A 19421-nucleotide genomic window follows, 5' to 3' on the forward strand; every position below is an offset into this window, starting at 1 on the left:
GTGTGGAGTGGACCGGTGCCGGGTCTAGAAGGGGGGCTCGTCGGCGAAGCCACCGGAGCCGGCCGGGGGCGCGGAGCCCCACGGGTCGTCGGCCGGTGCGCCGCCACCACCGCCGCGGGACTGACCGCCGCCGCCGAAGCCGCCGCCGCCGTCTCCACGGCTCACCTTGTTGACCTTCGCGGTCGCGTAGCGCAGCGAGGGGCCGATCTCGTCGACCTCAAGCTCGATGACGGTGCGCTTTTCGCCTTCCTTCGTCTCGAAGGAACGCTGGCGCAGCCGCCCGGAAACGAGCACGCGCGAACCGCGGGTGAGGGACTCGGCCACGTTCTCCGCGACCTGCCGCCACACGTTGCACCGCAGGAACAGCGCTTCGCCGTCCTTCCACTCACCGCTGTTCTTGTCGAACGTGCGGGGGGTGGAGGCCACGGTGAAGCTCGCCACCGCGGCGCCGGACTGGGTGAAGCGGAGTTCGGGATCGGCGGTCAGGTTGCCGACCACCGTGATCGTCGTCTCGCCTGCCATGTTCGGGGCTCCTAGGCCTTGGCCGCGGCCTTGGCGGCGATCCTCGCCGCGGTCTTCGCGGCCTTCGCGGGATCGCGCCGGATGACCTTCGTCCGGAGCACCGTCTCCTGCAGGCCGAGCTGGCGGTCCAGCTCCTTCACCGCGTCGGGGGTCGAGATCAGGTCGAGGACGGCGTAGATGCCCTCGGCGCTCTTGTTGATCTCGAAGCTCAGCCGGCGCTTGCCCCACACCTCGACCTTCTCCACGTTGCCACCCGTGGTGCGGATGACGTTGAGGAACGTGTCAAGGGACGGCGCGATCGTGCGCTCGTCGAGACTGGGGTCGAGGATGACCATCACTTCGTAATGACGCATGAAGACCACTCACCTCCTGTGGACTCGGCGGCCACGGACGTTCCGTGGCAGGAGGGTCGTCGCGTCAGCAACCCGTGAAGGGTAACAGGCTGTTCGGCCGTCTCCGCCGGCGGCCGGTCGGCGCAGGTCGGCGGGCCGGGTCAGCGCGCCCGGGCGAGGAGGTTCCGGCGGACCTCCTCGACGACCCGGGTGCCCCGGTTGTGGGAGGTGTGGCCGTACGCGTGGACGGCCACCGCGCAGTACGTGTCGCAGACGGCCGAACCGCTCTGCCCGCCGATGGTGTCCATCAGGCCGCGGTGGAGGCCGAAGCCCGCACCGCGGTCAACGTCAGGGCGAGGCGCAGCGCGGAGAACGTTTCCTGATCACGTTCCGCTACGCGACGGCGCGGCGCAGCACCCAGGTGCGCACGAGCGCGCCCGTCACGCACGACAGCAGCAGCACGGCCAGCAGCACGGGCGCCGCCACACCGCCGCCCATCCGGCCCGAGCCGGGCAGCGCCTGGGCCCGGCCCGCGGTCTGCACGCTGTCGGAGTCGTCCGCGCCCGGCACGCCGTAGCCGGGCCGGTAGCCGCTGACCCCGCCGCCGTAGCGCACGCCGGGTGACGGCGCGTACCGGCCGGGCACGGCGAACGGCAGGGCGCCGTAGCTGAACAGCGGCACGCGGCCGAAGTTGCCGCCCCACGGGTTCGCGCCGTACAGCGGCACGTCGAGCCCGCCGACACCGCCGACGGGGTTGGTCGCGGGTGACTGGCCGCCGGGGGTGGCGCCGGGGTTCCCGGTGCCGGGGTCCGTGCCCGGCCGGCCGGTCGGCGGCGGCTGGTTCGGCGCGGGCTGACCGGGCAGGTTCGGCAGGCCCGGCAGTTGGCCGGTGGCCTGCTGCGAGGCGTCCGCGAGCGCCTTCGACCCGTCCTGGACGGGCGCGGCGGCGGTGTTGACGCCCTGCACGGTGACGCCGCACAGCTTGGTCAGCTCGGTGCGCACCCCGTTGGCGAGCGTGACCACGATCGGCCCGAGCAGCGGCAGCTTGACCAGCTCCGCGTTGACCTTGTTCGCGATCTCGCCGCCGGTGATGACGCCGGAGCCGGTGGGGATCGCGCCGATCGGGATGGGCGGCAGCACCGAGAACACCTGGCGGAACGGCTCCGCCAGCGGCGGCCCGAGCAGCGGGACCGCCCGGATCAGCTGGACGATCGGGTCGAGCACGGCGACCGGGCTCAGCGCCACCGGGGTGCCCGGCACGCCCTGCACGGTGGTCGCGCAGCTGCCCACCACGACGGGTTCGGCGGCCGCTGCCGAACCCGAGCCGGCGGCGGCGCCGGCCGTGCCGACCGCGAACACGACAGCCGCCGCGCTCACCAGTCGAGTGAGCCGGGTCCGCATGTCTGGCCTCCTGGCGTGACGGCTGCGTTCCTTGTTTCCTACTTACAAGTAACGAGCGTAGGTGCTGATAGTGACGCGAGCCATCCCCCTCGACGACAAATTTCGTATCGCCGGCGGTGGCCGGCGCGTTTCGCCGGCGGACTACCCTCTGCACTCATGCGCATCGGGGCCCACGTCCGCGACGACGACCCGCTCGGCGCCGCTGCCGCCCGCGGCGCCGACGTCGTGCAGTTCTTCCTGGCCGACCCGCAGGGGTGGAAGGCGCCGAAGCCGCACCCGCAGACCGAGGGGTTGCTGGCCGCCGACCTGGAAGTCTTCATCCACGCGCCGTACCTGGCCAACGTCGCGTCGCTCAACAACCGCATCCGCATCCCGTCGCGGAAGATGGTGCTCCAGCACGCCGACGGCGCGGCCGAGGTCGGCGCCAAGGGCCTGATCGTGCACGGCGGGCACGTCGCCAAGGGCGAGGACCCGGGCGACGGCATCGCCAACTGGCGCAAGATGTTCGAGCGGCAGGCCGAGAGCGGCGGCTTCGCGGTCCCGATCCTGATCGAGAACACCGCGGGCGGCGAGAACGCCATGGCGCGGACGTTCGACATGCTCGGCAGGCTGTGGGACGCGGTCGGCGAGTTCGGCGCCGGGTTCTGCCTGGACACCTGCCACGCGTTCGCCTCCGGCGAGGACCTGGTCGGCATCGTGGACCGGGTGAAGGCCATCACCGGGCGCATCGACCTGGTCCACCTCAACAGCTCCCGCGACGAGTTCGGCTCCTCGCGCGACCGGCACGCCAACATCGCGTCCGGCACCATCGATCCCGACCAGTTGGTCGCCGTGGCCGCCGCCGCCGGCTCGCCGGTGCTGGTCGAGACCCCGGACGAAGGGCAGGCGGCGGACATCGCGTTCCTCCGCGAGCACCTGGGTCGTTGAGCGTGACCCGGGAGGCGGCGGCCGTGCCGGAGCGCGCGGACGCCGCGTCGTCGACGTCGCGGTTCGGCCGGGCCGCGCTCGCCGCGGTCGTCCTCCTGTGCGGGCTGACGATGCTCGCCGGCTTCCTCAACAAGGACCGCTGCACCGGGCCCGAGTTCGACCAGTGGGGCCGCAGCGAGCCGGACTACGAGCGCCGCAACAAGGCCGAGGTCTGCTACTCCGACATCCAGCACCTGTGGATCGGCCGGGACATCGACCGGCACGTCTTCCCCTACGTGAACGGGAGCATCGACAGCGAGGGCGTGCTGGTCGGGGGCGTGGTCGAGTACCCGGTGCTGACCGGGCTGATGATCTGGGCGGGCGCGATCCCCGCGCGCACCGACGCCGCGTTCCTGCTGTTCTCGGCGCTGCTGATGGCGCCGTTCGGGTTGGCCGCCGGGTGGCTGCTCGGCAAGCTGAGCCGGTGGCGCGCGCTGATCTGGGCGCTGGGCCCGCCGCTGGTGCTGTACGCGTTCCACAACTGGGACCTGCCGGTCGTGTGCTGCGCCGTGGCGGCGGTGTACGTGGTGCACCGGGGCTGGGGGCGGCGCGAGCGGCCGTTGGTCGACCGCGCGGTGGTCGCGTCCGTGCTGCTGGGCCTCGGGTTCGCGTTCAAGGTCTACCCGGCCATCTTCGTGCTGCCGCTGTGCCTGTACGTGCTCACCGGTGGTCCCGGCGGCCGGTGGTTGCCGCGCGGCGCCCGGCACGACGTCGCGGGCGCGGTGAAGGTGGCGCTGGCGTGCGTGGTGACGGTGGTGCTGGTCAACCTGCCGTTCGCGCTGGCCGGCGTGGAGGGCTGGCGGGCGTCGTTCGCGTTCCAGGGCCTGCGGCGGGTCGACATCACCACGAACTCGGTCTGGTTTTGGTCGATGCGGCCGTTCCTGGCCGACGACGTCATGCAGCCGCTGGTGTCGGTGCTGTCGCCGCTCGCGATCGCGGGGTCGTTCGCGCTGGCGTGCCTGCTCGGGTGGCGGCGCCACCTGGCCGAGGGCAGCTACCCGTGGGTGGCCGTGTCGGCGGCGATGCTGTGCGGTTTCCTGTTGCTGCACAAGGTGCACTCGCCGCAGTACACGCTGTGGCTGGTGCCGATGTTCGTGCTGCTGCGGGTGCACTGGGGCTGGGTGGCGGCGTACTTCGCGGCGGACCTCGCCATGGGCGTCGGCATCTTCCGCTGGTTCTACGCGATCGAGTTCGGCGAGCCGTCCGGGATCTACGACGGGTTCTCGGCGCAGGCCGTGGTGATCGGCGTGTGGGGCCGGGCGGCGCTGCTGGTGGCGTTGTTCTTCGTCTTCCTGCGCTCCGAGGTCACGTTCACCGACCGCCGCCCGGCCCGTCGCCGGCCGGCGCCCGCGACCACCGCGTAGCCCCGCCGCCCGCGACCGCCTCGGTTCAGCCGCCCACGCCGGCGGGCACCGGGGCGTCGTCCGGGCGCCGTCGCCGCCACCGCAGCGCGAACCGGTCCGGCGCCTCGTCGACGAACCCGCCGCACGGGTCGTCGTCGCCGGCCTGGCGCACCTTGTCCAGGTCGGGCCGGTAGATCTCGCGCACGATCAGCCCGCACAGCACGAGCACCGCGACGTCACGCGCCACCACCGCGCCGAGGAACCAGTCGATCGGCAGGCCCTTGTTGTCCACGCCCAGGTAGAAGAACATCCGCGGCACCCAGACCAGCGCGTCCACGGTCATCCACACCAGCAGCAGCTTCCACCTCGGCAGCGCCAGCACGGCCAGCGGTACCAGCCACAGCGAGTACTGCGGGCTCCACACCTTGTTCGTCAGCAGGAACGCCGCCACCACCAGGAACGCCAGCTGCGCGAACCGGGGCCGGCGCGGCGCGGACAGGGCCACGAACCCGACCGCCGCGCAGCACACCAGGAACAGCACCGCGCTGACCGTGTTCAACACCTCGGGCGCCTGCCCGTGCAGCAGCCCGGGGTCGAAGCCCGGCCACCCGGTCCACTGCGCGACCACGTTGTAGAGCGAGTCCGGGTCGACGCCGCGCTCGGTGTTGAGCCGGAAGAACTCGCGCCAGCCGTCCGGGTAGAGCCAGGCGATCGGCGCGTTCACCAGCCCCCACGTCACCAGCGTCGCGCCGAACGTGGTCCACCCGGCCCGCAGCTTGCCCGCGCGCCAGCACAGCAGCAGCAACGGCCCGAGCAGGAACAGGGGGTACAGCTTCGCCGCGCCGCCCAGCCCGAGCAGCACGCCCGCCAGCACCGGCTTCTTGCGCGCCCACGCGAGCATCCCCGCCGTGGCGAACGCGGTGGCCAGCGTGTCGAAGTTGGTGAACGCGTGCACGACCACCAGCGGCGACACCGCCACCAGCACCGCGTCGTACGGCCGTCGCCTGGCCAGCTGCGCCACCGCGAACGCGGTCACCAGCCAGGCCAGCGCCAGCCACAGCGCGGTGATGTTGAAGTACACGATCACGGTCATCGGGTTGGGCAGCCACCCGGAGGAGGCGATGACCGTCCAGCCCTGCGCCATCCGGGCGTTGAGCAGCTGGAACATGCCCGTCAGCACGGGGTACTCCATGTACCGCACGTGCGCGGTGGGCTTGCCCTCGTCGTCCACCCACGAGGTCTTGTAGGGGAACGTGTCCGGCTTGTCCAGTCGTTCCGCCGTGTACAGCGGCACGGTGTCGGAGTAGCACATCGCGGTGAACTGCTTGCTGCCGCGCCAGTCGAGCTGCACCACGCCGTTGTCGTCCACGTACTGCTGGACGCACGGCGACTTCTGGAACCACGCCAGCGCCAGCGTCACCACCGCGAACAGCAGCACGACCCGCAGCGGCGTCCAGAACCACTGCCGCCCCACCGACGCGTGCCTGCCGACCGGTCCGCCCAGCGGCTTGCTCGCCGCCCTCGCCAGCGGCTCGGTCCACGTCGGGTTGACCCGCTCGTCGGGCCGGAGCGAGTCGGTGTCGTCGTCGTTCGCCCGCGAGCCGTCGGGGGTCGCCTGCGAGTGCTGCGAGGGGCTGGCCACGGTGACGGATGCTACGGGCAGGGGTCAACGGACGTTGTGAGGTCGTCGCGAAGCCCGGGAGATCGTCGCGGCCCCGCTCCGGGCCCGGTGCGCGAAGAGGGGCCCGGCACTCGGCCGGACCCCTCTTCACGTGCGCTGACTTCGATCGCTAACCCGTCGGCGGTCTGCCGCCGCCACCGATCGGATTGGGATCGTTCTCCTCCGTCGTGGTGGTCGTGGGCGGGCAGGCCAGGCCTACGCACGGACGGGTGGTGGTCGTCGGCTTGGTGGTCGTCGGCTTGGTCGTGGTCGGCTCGGTCGTCGTCGACCGGTTCTCCTCGTCCCGCTTCGTCGTGGTGGTCGTCGTGGTCGTGGTCGTCGTCGGCTTCGGGTCGTCGAACTGGTGGAGCTTCCTCGGCTTCGGGAAGGGCTCCGCCGGCGTTCCCTCCAGCGACTTGTCCATGAACTTCTTCCAGATCTGACCGGGCAGGCCACCACCGAAGATCGGGTTGCCCCGGTTGTCCCTCAGCGCCACGTTGCCCTCGTCGCGACCCAGCCACACCGACGCGGACAGCGACGGCGTGTAGCCGACCATCCACGCCTTCGAGTTCTGGCTGGCGTCGTCGGGCAGCTCGTGCGTGCCGGTCTTGCCGGCGCACTCGCGGCCCGCGCACGGGATCTTCGAGTACGTGAGCACGGGCTTGAGCGACTCGGTGACGTTGTCCGCGATGTCCTGGTTCAGCTGCTGGTCATCAGGGGCGAACGCCGGCCGCGTCACGTCGACGTGCTGGTAGACCGCCTTGTTCTCGGCGTTGGTGATCTTCGAGATGAAGAACGGCTCGTGGTAGATGCCGCGCGCGGCGAACGTGGCGTAGGCCGAGGCCATGTCGAACGGCCGGACCTGCGCCTCGCCGCCGCCGATCGCGATACCGACGTTCGGCGGGCCGCCGTTCTCGTTGACCAGCAGGTCCTTCTTCTGGCCCTGCACCTCGACCGTCTTCGGGATGCCCGCCGCGTGGGCGGCGTCGGCGACCGGCTGGGTGCCGATGTCGATCACCATCTCGTAGAACACCGTGTTGAGCGACATCTCCATCGCCTTGCGGATGGGGCACTGCTCGCCGCAGGTGTTGTTCCGGTCCGACGCGTTGCGGATCGTGATCTTGGTGCCGCCGAGCTCGAACGTCTTCGGCGAGCGGCCGTCGTAGGTCGAGCCGAGGCCCTTGCCGTTCTTCAGCGCGGCGACCAGGTCGAAGGGCTTGAACGACGAGCCCGCCTCCTGGAGGGTGTTCGTCGCGTAGTCCAGGCCGGTGCCGTCCTCGCCCGCGTAGTACGCCTTCACCGCGCCGGTCTGCGGGTCGATCGCGGTGAGCGAGGACCGCAGCTCCGGGGGCTGGGGACCGAGGACCTCGTGGACCGCGTCCTCGGCCGCCTGCTGCTTGGGCGGGTCGATGGTGGTGTGCACGGTGACGCCGACCTTCTGCGCCTTCTCGATGCCCCAGTCGACCTTGGCCATCTCCTGGACGACCTGCTCGCGGATGTGCAGGCGGATCGAGCTCAACCCCGACTGGTCGACCTGCTCGACCGGCTGCGGGAACTTCTCGGCGTCCCGGTAGGCCTGGTCGATCCAGTTGTACTTGAGCATCTGGTCCATCACGTAGTTCCAGCGCTCTTCCATGTACGCCTGCTGCCAGTCGCGGCTCGGGTTCTGGATCATGCCCGCGAGCAGCGCCGCCTGGGACGGGGTGACGTCCTTCAGCTCGTTGACGCCGAAGTAGGCCTTCACCGCCGTTTTGATGCCGTAGCCGCCCTTGCCGAAGTAGATCGTGTTCAGGTAGGCGGTGAGGATGTCTTCCTTGTCCTGCTGCTCGGACATCTTGTACGCGGTGACGGCTTCGGTGAACTTGCGGGTCAGCGTCATGTCCGACTGGTCGGTGGCCTTCTTGACGTACTGCTGCGTCAAGCCCGAGCCACCGCTCTGCTCACCCTTGAGCTGGTAGTACGCCGCGCGCGCGATGGCGGTGAGGTCGAAGCCGACGTTCGTCTCGAACGTCGGGTCCTCCGCCGCGAACACCGCGTGCTTGATCGAGTCCGGCAGGTCCTCGTACTTGACCAGGGTCCGGTTCGCCTCGCCGGGCGCGATCTTGGTCATCTCGGTGCCGTCGGCGTAGAGGACCGTGATCGCCTTGCCCTGGTCGGCCGCGACGACCTCCGGGTTCGGCACCTCCACCACCTGGTAGGCGATGGCGAACGCGGCGACCGGCGCCAGGAGCATCAGGCCGAAGGCCACGTAGGTGGCGCGGCGCACGCGGCGCCAGACCTTCTTGCGGCGCACGGCGCGGGCCTCCTCCTCGGTCAGCTCCTCGTCGTACTCGTCGTCGTAGAACGGCTCCAGCTCGACCTCGTCCTCGCGGTGCGTGAGGAGCTCGGGCTCGCGCGGCGTGGTCTGGTAGACGGGCGGCAGCAGGTCCGTCGGCTCCTCGCCGGGACGCCGCGCGGGACCGCCCGGACCCGTCGGGCCGCCGGGTCGGCGGGGGCCGCCCGGACCACCGACCGGTGGCCGGCCGCCGGGCGGCACGGGACCTCCGGGTCCGCGCACACCGCCGGGAGGCGTGGGGGGTCGCTGGCCGGGGCCGCCGGGCACGCTGCCCGCGACCGCGGGCCCGCCGGGCGGCACGGGACCTCCGGGGCCGACCGGTGGGCCGACCGGCCTGCCGTGGGGGACGGGTCCGCCCGGCCTGCGCGGCGGCGGGCCGCCGCGGGGGATGCCGCCGGGTGGCGTGCCGCCCACCGGTGGGCCTCCCGCGGGCGGCGTGCCGGGACGGGCGAACCCGCCCGGCGGCGTGCCGTGCCTGGGCGCGGGGCCGGGGCCGTCCACCGGAGTGCGCGCGAAACCACCTGGCGGGGTGTTCGGACGCTCCGGCTGATCCCCGGCGCCGTGGCGCGGTGGGTGCCCGCCGCCGTCCGGGTCCTCCCCGGTCGGCCATTGCGGCTCCGCGCCACGATGCCTGTCGTCATGCTGGTCGTTCACGAAATGGCCTCCCAGACCGGCGTGCCGTTGCACGCGGTTCGGTGGTCGTACGCCGCTGCTCCTCGCCGGAGCGGCGCCCGTGGTCGGAGCACGTTCACTCCGCCGCGGTCCTCCTGCGTGGCTTGCGAGTGTTCAGGCCACGCGTTCCCAGGACGTATGACTGCACCAGGTGGTTCCAACTACATGTGCGGCAAACTTCGACCACGTACACGGTGAACTCCTCGAAGAGGGTCGCCATGCGGGCCAGCTCGTCGGCGGTGCGCGCGGATCCGGCCGCGTGCTTGAGCTCGTCGCCGTAGACCCAGGACACGTGGGTGAGCGGTTCCTTCCGGCACACCGGGCAGGTCACGTCGCTCGGCCGGCCGTGGAACTTCGCGGCCCGCAGCAGGTACGGGCTCGCGTCGCAGACCTCCATCGTGCCCACTCGGCCCGCGTAGACCTCCGCCAGCAGCGCACGGCGCTGCAAGGCGTAGTCCACGACCTGGCGTTGGGTCGACACGACGACCAGAGTACGTGCCGCCCCAACCGCGTCGATGGGCCGTTCAGGGCAGTGGGCCGAAAGGCAGGGGTCGCTGTGTGCCACGCGACACGGCATCGGCGTGCGTGGATGTATCGCACCGATATACTGACCGCACCCATCGGCGCTCACCGAGCGAGGGAGGTGCCGTGCTGGAGTTCGCGGTGCTCGGCCTGCTGCACGAGGCGCCCATGCACGGCTACGAGCTGCGCAAGCGCCTGCACGAGCTGCTGGGTGCGTTCCGCGCGTTCTCCTACGGGACGCTGTACCCCACGTTGCGCAAGCTGCAACGCGGCGGCCTCATCGTCGAGGAAGTGCCCGAGGACGACTCGGCCCGGTGGGGCCGTCGGGCGCGCAAGGTCTACAAGCTCACCGCGGAGGGCAAGGAGAGGTTCGCCGAACTGCTGGTCAACGCCGGACCTCAGACGTGGGACGACGACTCGTTCGGCGTCCACCTGGCGTTCTTCTCCAGGACCCCCGTCGAGATCAGGATGCGCATCCTCGAAGGCCGCAGGCGCCGCGTCGAAGAGCGCCGCGAGGGGCTGCGCACCTCGTTATCGGCTACCAGCGAACGCATCGACCGGTACACCCGGGAGCTGCACCGGCTCGGGCTCGAGAGCACCGAGCGCGAAGTGCGGTGGTTGAACGAGCTGATCGCCCATGAACAGGCTGAACAGCGCGAGCAGGATCAATGACACCCCGGATACGAGCACGGAAGAATCAAGGAGGACTCGGCATGGGCGACAACCGCCGCACTGTTCGAGTGGCCATTGTCGGGGTCGGCAACTGCGCGGCGTCGCTGGTGCAGGGCGTCCACTACTACCGCGATGCCGACCCGAGCACCCGCGTGCCCGGTCTGATGCACGTCCGGTTCGGCGACTACCACGTGCGCGACATCGAGTTCGTCGCCGCGTTCGACGTGGACGCCAAGAAGGTCGGTACGGACCTGTCCGAGGCCATCGGGGCGAGCGAGAACAACACGATCAAGATCGCCGACGTGCCGCCGCTGGGCGTCACCGTGCAGCGCGGTCACACCCTGGACGGGCTCGGCCGGTTCTACCGGGAGACCATCGAGGAGTCCGACGAGCAGCCGGTCGACGTGGTCCGGGCGCTGCGCGACGCCGAGGTCGACGTGCTCGTGTCCTACCTGCCCGTCGGCTCCGAGGCGGCGGACCGCTTCTACGCGCAGGCGGCCATCGACGCCGGTGTGGCGTTCGTCAACGCGCTGCCGGTGTTCATCGCCTCCGACCCGGAGTGGGCGGAGAAGTTCCGCGCGGCCGGCGTGCCGATCGTCGGCGACGACATCAAGTCGCAGGTCGGCGCCACCATCACGCACCGCGTGCTGGCCAAGCTGTTCGAGGACCGCGGCGTCCAGCTCGACCGGACGATGCAGCTCAACGTGGGCGGGAACATGGACTTCCTGAACATGAAGGAGCTGGAGCGGCTGGAGTCCAAGAAGGTCTCCAAGACGCAGGCGGTGACCTCGCAGGTCGACCGCGACCTGGGCAAGCGCAACGTCCACATCGGCCCGTCCGACTACGTGGCGTGGCTGGACGACCGCAAGTGGGCGTACGTGCGGCTGGAGGGCCGCGCGTTCGGCGACGTGCCGCTGAACCTGGAGTACAAGCTCGAGGTGTGGGACTCGCCGAACTCGGCGGGCATCATCATCGACGCGGTGCGCGCCGCGAAGATCGCGCTGGACCGGGGCATCGGCGGCCCGATCCTGTCGGCGTCGTCCTACTTCATGAAGTCGCCGCCCGTGCAGTACTCGGACTCCGAGGCGCACGAGGCGGTCGAGGCGTTCATCCGCGGTGACGTGGAGCGCTGAGTCCCACCGCGACGGACCCCCTGCACCTCTCGGTGCAGGGGGTCTTCTCGCAGGTCAGCGCTTGGACAGGCGCAGCGACTGCCACGACCCGTCGGCCGTCCAGCCGCCGTCCACCGGCAGCGCGACGCCGTTGACGAAGCCGCTGCGGTCCGGGTCGGCCAGGAAGGCGACGGCCTGCGCGATGTCGTCGGGCGCCGCGAACCGGCCCATGGGCACGTGGTCGGTGATGTCGGCGTCGTCGTAGTGCCCGCCCGCCTGCGACTCGACGTCCATCTCGGTCTTCACCCACCCCGGGCACACCGCGTTGACCCGGACGCCGCGCCCGCCCCACTCCACGGCGAGCGTGCGCGTCATGCCGATCAAGCCGTGCTTCGTGGTGTTGTAGACGGCCCGGTCGGCGACACCGCGCAACCCGGCCACGGACGCGATGTTCACCACCGCGCCCCGACCGCGCGCCAGCATCACCCGCCCCAGCGCCTGCGTCAGCAGGAACGGTCCGGTCAGGTTGACCGCCACCATCCGCTCCCACAGCTCCAGGGACGTGTCCTCGAACGGCACGATCCCCGCGATCCCGGCGTTGTTGACCAGCACGTCGACCCGGTCGCCGACCCGCTCGGCCACCCTGGCCACGTCGTACGGCGAGGACACGTCGCCCACCACGCCGCCGTCGGTCTCCGTGAGGTCGAACCCGACCACCTCGTACCCGTCCGCGCGCAACACCTCGGCCACCCGCGCCCCGATGCCCTGGGCCGCACCGGTGACCACCGCAACTCGTCGCTCCATGGTGGGCACGCTAGGGCGTCGGCAGCGCGCCGGGCAGGTCCGACAGTCGCCGCAACACGGTGACGTGCGTCAAGACGGCCGGGTCCGGCGGGAAGTGGGGGTTCGGGACGGCGTAGACGGCCATGCCGGCGGCCAGGGCGGCGCGCAGGCCGTTGGTCGAGTCCTCCACCGCCGCGCTGCGGGTCGGGTCGACGCCCAGCTTCGACGTGGCCAGGAGGTAGACGTCCGGGGCGGGCTTGCCCGCGCCCGCCTGCTCGCTGGAGATCGCCACCTCGACGACGTCGGTCAGGTCGGTCGCGGCGAGGAACGACTTGATCAGGACCGGCGGGGACGAGCTGGCGATGGCGACCGGGTAGCGCGACGCCACCGCGCGCACGACGTCCACCGCGCCGGGCAGCACGGGCGGGCCCTCGGCGTAGCGCTCGGCCATCTCGCCGATCACGCCGGCCGCCGCCTCGGCCGGGGTCAGCCGCACGCCGACCTCGGTCACCAGGTACGTGGCCCACTCGGGTGTGCTCATGCCCTGCATCGCCCTGGTCGCCGCGGGCCGCCACGTGCCCCCGTGCCGGGCGGCGAAGGCCTGCCGCACCTCGTCCCACATCCGCTCGGAGTCCACCAGCACGCCGTCGAGGTCGAACACCACCGCATCCACACCCGAGACCGTAGTGTGAACGGCCTTACTTCGCTAAGCTAACCAAATTCGGTTAGGATGGCTAAGTGAATTTCCTCGACCAACCCCGTCAGGTGTGGGTCACGGCGTTCGCCGCGGTGATCGCGTTCATGGGCATCGGGCTCGTCGACCCCATCCTGCTGTCCATCGCCGAGGGCCTGCACGCCACACCGTCGCAGGTCACCCTCCTCTTCTCCTCCTACCTGGGCGTCCAGGTCGTCGCCATGCTGTTCACCGGCGTCGCGTCGGCCCGCTTCGGCGCCAAGCGCACCCTCGTCGGCGGCCTGGCCCTCATCGTGGTCGCCACCGCCCTCTGCGCCCTCGCCGGCAGCATCGGCCAGCTCGTCGGCCTGCGCGCCGTCTGGGGCCTCGGCAACGCGTTCTTCATCGCCACCGCGCTGTCGGTGATCGTCGGCGCGGCCACCGGCGGCCAGAAGGGCGCGATCCTGCTCTACGAAGCCGCCCTCGGCCTCGGCCTGTCCGTCGGGCCGCTGCTGGGCGCGCTGCTCGGCAGCTTCTCGTGGCGCGGGCCGTTCATCGGCACCGCCGTGCTGATGGCGACCGCGTTCGCGCTCTGCGCGGTCTTCCTCGCCGACGACAAGCCGCAGCACGAGGTCCGGCTCCTCGACCCGCTGCGCGCCCTGCGCCACCCCGGCCTGCTGCGCACCGCCCTCGGCTCCGCCCTCTACACGGCCGCGTTCTTCGCCGTGCTGGCCTGGTCGCCGTTCGTGCTGGGCTGGGGCGCGGTGCAGGTCGGGCTCGTCTTCTTCGGCTGGGGCGCGTGCGTCGCGGTCTCCGGCGTCTGGCTCGCGCCACGCCTGGCCGGCCGCTTCGGCGACCGCCGCGCCACCGTCGCCGCGGTCCTCGCGTTCGGGGCGTTGATGCTGGTCATGGCGGTGCCGAACAAGTCGCTGCTGGTCGTCGCGGTGATCGTCAGCGGCGTGGTCTCCGGGCTGCTCAACACCCTGTTCACGAGCGCCGCGATGAGCGTCAGCCCGGCGCCGCGCCCGGTGGCCAGCGCGGGCTACAACTTCCTGCGCTGGCTCGGCGGCGCGCTGGCCGCCACGTTCGTCGGCCACCTGGCCCAGCCGTTCGTGGTCGCCGCGGTGTGCTGCGTCCTCGCGGCCGGCCTGCTGGCCCTCGGCCGGACCTCCGAGCGCGCCGTGCCGACCGAAGCGATCCTGGTCGGAGAGGACCTGGTGGGTTAACAAGAGGTGAACGCCGGCTTACGGTCCGTTGGTCCCAACTGACCACAGGAGGCGTTCTAGTGGTGAGACACCTTCCACTGCTGGCCAACCACTCCCCCGGACGCGCGGCCGTCACCTGCCAGTACCGCTGCGGTGACGCGTGCTTCCACGACGTGCCCAACACCTCGGGCAACCCCTACTTCGGCGACCTGGTCGACCGGCGCACCGCCATCAAGGCGGCCGTGGTCGTCGGAGCGCTCGGCGGCGTCGCGAGCGGCGTCACGAGCGGGGCCGCCACCGCCGAGGCCGAACCCGGGACGGCGGGACGGCACCCCCTCGGCCTGGACTTCGCCCCCGTCGCGCCGAACGCGCTCGACGCCGTCGTCGTCCCCGAGGGCTACCGCCACGAGGTCGTGATCCGCTGGGGCGACCCGCTCTTCCCGGACGCGCCCCGGTTCGACTTCGACCACCAGACCGCCGCCGCCCAGGCCAGGCAGTTCGGCTACAACTGCGACTTCGCCGCGTTGCTGCCGCTGGACGCCACCGGCCGGACGAACCTGCTCGTCACCAACCACGAGTACACCGGCGAGCCGTTCATGTTCCGCGGCTACGACGCCGCCCACCCCACCCGCGAGCAGGTCGAGATCGCGTGGGCCGCGCACGGCCTGTCCGTGGTGCAGGTCGAGCAGGCCCGCGACGGCCGCCTCACCACCCGGTTCTCCCGCTACAACCGCCGCATCACCGCCACCACGCCGTTCACGATCACCGGCCCGGCGGCGGGCTCGGACCTGCTCAAGACCTCGGCCGACCCGACGGGCACGAAGGTGCTGGGCACGCTGAACAACTGCGCGGGCGGCGTCACCCCGTGGGGCACGATCCTGTCCGGCGAGGAGAACTTCAACCAGTACTTCGCCAACGCCGAGGCGCTCGCCGACCCGCGCCTGACCCGCTACGGCGTCACCGGCACGGCCACCACCCGCAAGTGGGAGCGGTTCGACGAGCGGTTCGACCTCGCCCGGGAGCCGAACGAGGTCAACCGGTTCGGCTACGTCGTCGAGCTCGACCCGACCGACCCCGACTCCACCCCCGTCAAGCACACCGCGCTGGGCCGCTTCAAGCACGAGTGCGCCAACGTCCGCCTCGCCGCCGACGGACGAGTGGTCGCCTACTCCGGTGACGACGAGCGGTTCGAGTACATCTACAAGTTCATCTCCACCGGCAAGGTCCGCAAGGGCAACGGCAAGGCCGCCCGCCGGCACAACATGACCCTGCTGGACGACGGCACCCTCTACGTCGCCCGCTTCACCGGCGACAGCCCGCCCGCCGAGATCGACGGCACCGGCCGCCTGCCGTCAGACGGCAGGTTCGACGGCCGCGGCGAGTGGGTGCCCCTCGCGTCCGGCGACCGGTCGTTCGTGCCGGGCATGACCGCCGAGGAGGTCTACGTCTTCACCCGGCTCGCCGCCGACAAGGTCGGGGCGACCAGGATGGACCGCCCCGAGGACATCCAGACCCACCCGCACACCGGTGTCGTCTACTGCGCCCTGAGCAACAACGTCGACCGGGGCAAGGCGGGCAAGGAAGGCGCGACCGAGCCGAACCCGCGGGTGGCCAACAAGCACGGCCAGGTGCTGGAGCTGACCGAACGCGGCGGCGACGCCCTCGCGCTCGCGTTCTCCTGGAACCTCATGCTGGTGTGCGGCGACCCGGCGTCGCCCGACACCTACTTCGCGGGCTACGACAAGAGCCGGGTGTCGCCGATCTCCAGCCCCGACAACGTGGCGTTCGACCGGCACGGCAACCTGTGGATCTCCAGCGACTCCGCCGGCGCGCTCGACGGCCACAACGACGGCCTCTACGCCGTGCCCGTGTCCGGTGCGCAGCGCGGTCACCTCAAGGCGTTCCTCACCGTGCCGCGCGGCGCGGAGACGTGCGGCCCGGTGATCGGCGAACGCGTCGTCACGGTGTGCGTGCAGCACCCCGGCGAGGTCGACGGCGCGAGCGCGGACAACCCGGCCTCGCACTGGCCGGACGGCGGCGACTCGCAACCGCGGCCGTCGGTGGTCGCGGTGTGGCGGGAAGGACGTCGCGTCGGCGAGTGAGGCCACCGGTGTGGTCGCCCGGCGCTACCGGGCGACCACACCGCGTGCGAACCGGTGGTCCCGGTCCGGTGACGATCGAGGTGTTCGCCTCGCGTTCACCTCGAAGTCCGCTGGTGGAGGGCTTGCCCTCTTACGGTCGCCCGGTTCCCACTGAGCGATCTCGGAGGTCCGCGTGTCCTCATCCACCGATCGGGGGCGGCGCCTGCTGCCCCTCTTGCCCAACCACCCGCTCGGGCGTTCGGCGATCACCTGCAAGTACCGCTGCGGTGACGCCTGCGCCCACGAGGCGCCCAACACGTCCGACAACGCCTACTTCGGCGACGTCGTCGGCGAGGTCGTGCGCCGGCGCGGCCTGCTCAAGGCGGGCGCGGTGCTCGCCGTCGCGGGCGCGGGTGTCGGGCTGGTCGGTGCCGGCAGCGCCGCCGCCAAGCCCCAGGTCGACCTCGACGTCGACCTGGGCGGCGGTCGTCGCCGCGACGGTTTGAACTTCGCCGCCGTCGCGCCCAACACCGAGGACCGCGTCGTCACGCCCGAGGGCTACGAGCAGGGCGTCGTGCTGCGCTGGGGCGACCCGGTGGTGCCCGGCGCGCCCGCGTTCGACTTCGACCGCCAGACCCCGGCGGCGCAGGCGAAGCAGTTCGGCTACAACTGCGACTTCCTCGGCCTGGTCCCCGTCGGCGGGCACGACCAGTGGGTGCTCGTGGCCAACCACGAGTACACCACCGAGGAGTTCCTGTTCAAGGACTGGGACGCGAACAACCCCACCCGTGAGCAGACCGAGATCGCCTGGGCCGCGCACGGCGCGTCGGTGGTGCTGGTCGAGCGCGACCGGCGCAGCGGCAAGCTCGTGCCCAAGCTCGACCGGCGCTACAACCGCCGCATCACCGCCACCACGCCGTTCAAGGTCACCGGTCCGGCGGCGGGCTCGAAGCTGCTCAAGACGTCGGCCGACCCGACGGGCACGAAGGTGCTGGGCACGCTGAACAACTGCGCGGGCGGCGTGACGCCGTGGGGCACGATCCTGTCCGGCGAGGAGAACTTCAACCAGTACTTCGCCAACGCGGGCTCGGTCACCGACCCGGTCGCCAAGGCGCGGCTGGCCCGCTACGGCCTGTCCGGCGCGGCGTCCACCCGCAAGTGGGAGCGGTTCGACAAGCGCTTCGACGTGGCGCAGGAGCCCAACGAGGTCAACCGGTTCGGCTGGGTCGTCGAGATCGACCCGCTCGACCCGGACTCGACCCCGGTCAAGCACACCGCGCTCGGCCGCTTCAAGCACGAGGGCGCGAACGTGATCATCGCCCGCGACGGCCGCGCGGTCGCGTACATGGGCGACGACGAGCGCTTCGACTACATGTACAAGTTCGTGTCCGACGAGAAGGTCAAGCCGGGCAACAGCAAGCACGCTCGTGAGCACAACAGGACGCTGCTGGACAAGGGCACGCTGTACGTCGCCAAGTTCACCGGCGACAGCCCGGTCGCCGAGATCGACGGCTCCGGCGCGCTGCCCGCCGACGGCGGGTTCGACGGCTCCGGCGAGTGGATCCCGCTGGCCGCGGGCAACCGCTCGTTCGTGCCCGGCTTCACCGCCGAGGAGGTCTACGTCTTCACGCGGCTCGCGGCGGACGCCGTGGGCCCGACCAAGATGGACCGCCCCGAGGACGTGGAGCCGAACCCGCGCAACCGCCGGGTGTACGCGGCGCTGACCAACAACACCGACCGCGGCAAGGCGGGCAAGGAAGGCCCGACCGAGCCGAACCCGCGCCCGAACAACCGCCACGGGCACGTGCTGGAGCTGGAGGAGCGCCGGGGCGACAACACCGCCACGTCGTTCTCCTGGAAGCTGCTGCTGGTGTGCGGCGACCCGGCGTCGGCCGACACGTACTTCGGCGGGTACGACAAGACCCAGGTCTCGCCGATCTCGTGCCCGGACAACGTGGCGTTCGACGCGCGGGGCAACCTGTGGATCTCCACCGATGGCAACGCCCTGAAGTCCAACGACGGCCTGTTCGCCGTGCCGGTCGAGGGCCCGTACCGGGGCCGGGTGAAGCAGTTCCTGACCGTGCCGAAGGGCGCCGAGACGTGCGGCCCGGTGGTCGAGGACGACTTCGTGCTCGTGTCCGTGCAGCACCCCGGCGAGATCGACGGCGCGTCGGCCGCCAACCCGCTGTCGCACTGGCCGGACGGCGGCACGTCCCAGCCGCGCCCGTCCGTCGTCGCCGTGTGGAAGCAGGACAAGGGCCGCATCTGCGGCTGACCCGAGAGTCCAACGTTGACGCCGCGAGAGTCCTACGTTGACGGCGCGAGAGTCCTACGTTCAGCGCACCTGAGTTCAACATTCGGCAGACCGGGTGGTCGGTCCGAGCGTTGAACTCAGGGCGCCTGGACGTAGGACTCTCGAGTTCTGGAGGTAGGACTCTCGGGGGGTGGTTAGGGTGCGGGTATGAGTCGACCCGTTGCGTTGGTGACCGGTGCGTCGCGTGGGATCGGCGCGGCGGTGGCACGGGCCCTCGCGCCGACGCACGACCTGCTGCTGGGCGGCCGGGACGAGGGCGCGCTGGCCGAGCTGGCCGGGTCGCTGGGCTCCGCCCGCCCCTGGCCGGTCGAGCTGACCGACCCCGACGCCCTGGCCGCCGCCACCGCGGGCCTCACCCGCCTGGACGTCCTCGTGCACAGCGCGGGCGTCGCCGAGCTCGGCCCGCTGGCCGAGGCGACGGCGGACGTCTGGCGCCGCACCCTCGACGTCAACGTGGTCGCCGTCGCCGAGCTCACCCGGCTGACCCTCCCGCTGCTGCGCGCCGCCCGCGGCCACGTCGTGCTGATCAACTCCGGCGCGGGCCTGCGCGCCAACCCCGACTGGGGCGTCTACGCGGCGAGCAAGTTCGCGCTGCGCGCCTTCGGCGACGCCCTGCGCGCCGAGGAGGAGGACCTCCGCGTCACGTCCGTCCACCCCGGACGCGTCGACACCGACATGCAGCGCGGCGTCCGCGAGCAGGAGAGCGGCGACTACCAGCCGCACCTCTACCTGCGCGCGGACTCCGTGGCACGTGCCGTCGCCACCGCCGTGAACGCGGGCGAGGACGCGCACTTCACCGAGGTCGTGGTCCGCCCCCGCCCCCGCTGA

The 19421-nt window shown here is 71.6% G+C and carries 17 protein-coding genes; 8 read left to right on the forward strand and 9 right to left on the reverse strand.

Annotated features, from left to right (window positions below):
• Positions 1 to 24: 24 nt before the first annotated feature.
• From EDD40_RS23635 to EDD40_RS23645, 4 genes are all read right to left on the reverse strand, one after another.
• Positions 25 to 522, reverse strand: a complete 498-nt coding sequence (locus EDD40_RS23635; RefSeq protein WP_123744870.1) for a single-stranded DNA-binding protein — start codon at positions 520 to 522, stop codon at positions 25 to 27.
• Positions 523 to 533: 11 nt separating this feature from the next.
• Entirely contained in the window at positions 534 to 875 is a 342-nt protein-coding gene (rpsF, locus tag EDD40_RS23640) for a 30S ribosomal protein S6 (protein WP_123748234.1), read from the reverse strand.
• A gap of 140 nt (positions 876 to 1015) precedes the next feature.
• Positions 1016 to 1162, reverse strand: coding sequence for a trypsin-like serine peptidase (locus EDD40_RS41875; protein WP_170185180.1), 147 nt, complete (start codon positions 1160 to 1162; stop codon positions 1016 to 1018).
• A gap of 85 nt (positions 1163 to 1247) precedes the next feature.
• The gene (locus EDD40_RS23645) at positions 1248 to 2255 is read right to left on the reverse strand and encodes a hypothetical protein (protein ID WP_123744871.1); all 1008 of its coding nucleotides are present in this window, start codon (positions 2253 to 2255) and stop codon (positions 1248 to 1250) included.
• 156 nt (positions 2256 to 2411) lie between these two features.
• Here EDD40_RS23645 and EDD40_RS23650 point away from each other — a divergent pair, with 156 nt between their 5' ends.
• Both EDD40_RS23650 and EDD40_RS23655 read left to right on the forward strand, forming a co-directional pair.
• Positions 2412 to 3182 carry a deoxyribonuclease IV gene (locus EDD40_RS23650; RefSeq protein WP_123744872.1) on the forward strand — a complete coding sequence of 257 codons (771 nt, stop codon included), beginning with the start codon at positions 2412 to 2414 and terminating at the stop codon, positions 3180 to 3182.
• A gap of 2 nt (positions 3183 to 3184) precedes the next feature.
• Complete coding sequence (locus tag EDD40_RS23655) at positions 3185 to 4585, forward strand: glycosyltransferase family 87 protein (RefSeq protein ID WP_425471350.1); 1401 nt, start codon at positions 3185 to 3187, stop codon at positions 4583 to 4585.
• Between the two features lie 25 nt (positions 4586 to 4610).
• Here EDD40_RS23655 and EDD40_RS23660 read toward each other — a convergent pair whose 3' ends face one another.
• The 3 genes from EDD40_RS23660 to EDD40_RS23670 form a co-directional block, all read right to left on the reverse strand.
• Complete coding sequence (locus EDD40_RS23660) at positions 4611 to 6206, reverse strand: glycosyltransferase family 87 protein (protein ID WP_123744873.1); 1596 nt, start codon at positions 6204 to 6206, stop codon at positions 4611 to 4613.
• Between the two features lie 148 nt (positions 6207 to 6354).
• Positions 6355 to 9060 (reverse strand): transglycosylase domain-containing protein, encoded by a 2706-nt coding sequence (locus EDD40_RS23665; protein WP_281277806.1) that lies wholly within the window; start codon positions 9058 to 9060, stop codon positions 6355 to 6357.
• Positions 9061 to 9307: 247 nt separating this feature from the next.
• Positions 9308 to 9712 (reverse strand): DUF5318 domain-containing protein, encoded by a 405-nt coding sequence (locus tag EDD40_RS23670; protein WP_201437990.1) that lies wholly within the window; start codon positions 9710 to 9712, stop codon positions 9308 to 9310.
• 167 nt (positions 9713 to 9879) lie between these two features.
• Between EDD40_RS23670 and EDD40_RS23675 the strand changes: the two genes are divergently transcribed.
• A complete protein-coding gene (locus EDD40_RS23675; RefSeq protein WP_123744875.1) occupies positions 9880 to 10425 on the forward strand; it encodes a PadR family transcriptional regulator in 546 nt (181 codons plus the stop codon).
• Positions 10426 to 10466: 41 nt separating this feature from the next.
• Entirely contained in the window at positions 10467 to 11558 is a 1092-nt protein-coding gene (locus EDD40_RS23680; RefSeq protein ID WP_123744876.1) for an inositol-3-phosphate synthase, read from the forward strand.
• Positions 11559 to 11612: 54 nt separating this feature from the next.
• Here the strand turns inward: EDD40_RS23680 and EDD40_RS23685 are convergent, their stop codons facing one another.
• Together EDD40_RS23685 and EDD40_RS23690 are read right to left on the reverse strand one after the other, a co-directional pair.
• Positions 11613 to 12341 carry an SDR family NAD(P)-dependent oxidoreductase gene (locus EDD40_RS23685; RefSeq protein WP_123748237.1) on the reverse strand — a complete coding sequence of 243 codons (729 nt, stop codon included), beginning with the start codon at positions 12339 to 12341 and terminating at the stop codon, positions 11613 to 11615.
• A 10-nt stretch (positions 12342 to 12351) separates the two neighbouring features.
• Positions 12352 to 12993 (reverse strand): HAD family hydrolase, encoded by a 642-nt coding sequence (locus EDD40_RS23690; protein WP_123744877.1) that lies wholly within the window; start codon positions 12991 to 12993, stop codon positions 12352 to 12354.
• Positions 12994 to 13058: 65 nt separating this feature from the next.
• On the opposite strand from EDD40_RS23690, the gene EDD40_RS23695 reads away from it, so the two are divergent.
• The 4 genes from EDD40_RS23695 to EDD40_RS23710 all read left to right on the forward strand — a co-directional run bounded on the left by EDD40_RS23695 (position 13059) and on the right by EDD40_RS23710 (position 19421).
• The gene (locus EDD40_RS23695) at positions 13059 to 14219 is read left to right on the forward strand and encodes an MFS transporter (RefSeq protein WP_123744878.1); all 1161 of its coding nucleotides are present in this window, start codon (positions 13059 to 13061) and stop codon (positions 14217 to 14219) included.
• A gap of 62 nt (positions 14220 to 14281) precedes the next feature.
• Positions 14282 to 16300: a PhoX family protein gene (locus EDD40_RS23700; RefSeq protein WP_123748238.1), complete on the forward strand. Its 2019-nt coding sequence runs from the start codon at positions 14282 to 14284 to the stop codon at positions 16298 to 16300.
• 172 nt (positions 16301 to 16472) lie between these two features.
• Positions 16473 to 18554: a PhoX family protein gene (locus EDD40_RS23705; protein ID WP_211348235.1), complete on the forward strand. Its 2082-nt coding sequence runs from the start codon at positions 16473 to 16475 to the stop codon at positions 18552 to 18554.
• Positions 18555 to 18740: 186 nt separating this feature from the next.
• The gene (locus EDD40_RS23710) at positions 18741 to 19421 is read left to right on the forward strand and encodes an SDR family oxidoreductase (RefSeq protein WP_123744879.1); all 681 of its coding nucleotides are present in this window, start codon (positions 18741 to 18743) and stop codon (positions 19419 to 19421) included.

It is taken from the genome of Saccharothrix texasensis, assembly GCF_003752005.1.
Taxonomy (GTDB): domain Bacteria; phylum Actinomycetota; class Actinomycetes; order Mycobacteriales; family Pseudonocardiaceae; genus Actinosynnema; species Actinosynnema texasense.

Excerpts from the sequence above, each read along its gene's own strand:
- EDD40_RS23635 (WP_123744870.1), bottom strand. The coding sequence starts at position 522 with ATGGCAGGCGAGACGACGATCACGGTGGTCGGCAACCTGACCGCCGAT.
- rpsF (WP_123748234.1), bottom strand. The coding sequence starts at position 875 with ATGCGTCATTACGAAGTGATGGTCATCCTCGACCCCAGTCTCGACGAG.
- EDD40_RS41875 (WP_170185180.1), bottom strand. The coding sequence starts at position 1,162 with ATGGACACCATCGGCGGGCAGAGCGGTTCGGCCGTCTGCGACACGTAC.
- EDD40_RS23645 (WP_123744871.1), bottom strand. The coding sequence starts at position 2,255 with ATGCGGACCCGGCTCACTCGACTGGTGAGCGCGGCGGCTGTCGTGTTC.
- EDD40_RS23650 (WP_123744872.1), top strand. The coding sequence starts at position 2,412 with ATGCGCATCGGGGCCCACGTCCGCGACGACGACCCGCTCGGCGCCGCT.
- EDD40_RS23680 (WP_123744876.1), top strand. The coding sequence starts at position 10,467 with ATGGGCGACAACCGCCGCACTGTTCGAGTGGCCATTGTCGGGGTCGGC.
- EDD40_RS23685 (WP_123748237.1), bottom strand. The coding sequence starts at position 12,341 with ATGGAGCGACGAGTTGCGGTGGTCACCGGTGCGGCCCAGGGCATCGGG.
- EDD40_RS23710 (WP_123744879.1), top strand. The coding sequence starts at position 18,741 with ATGAGTCGACCCGTTGCGTTGGTGACCGGTGCGTCGCGTGGGATCGGC.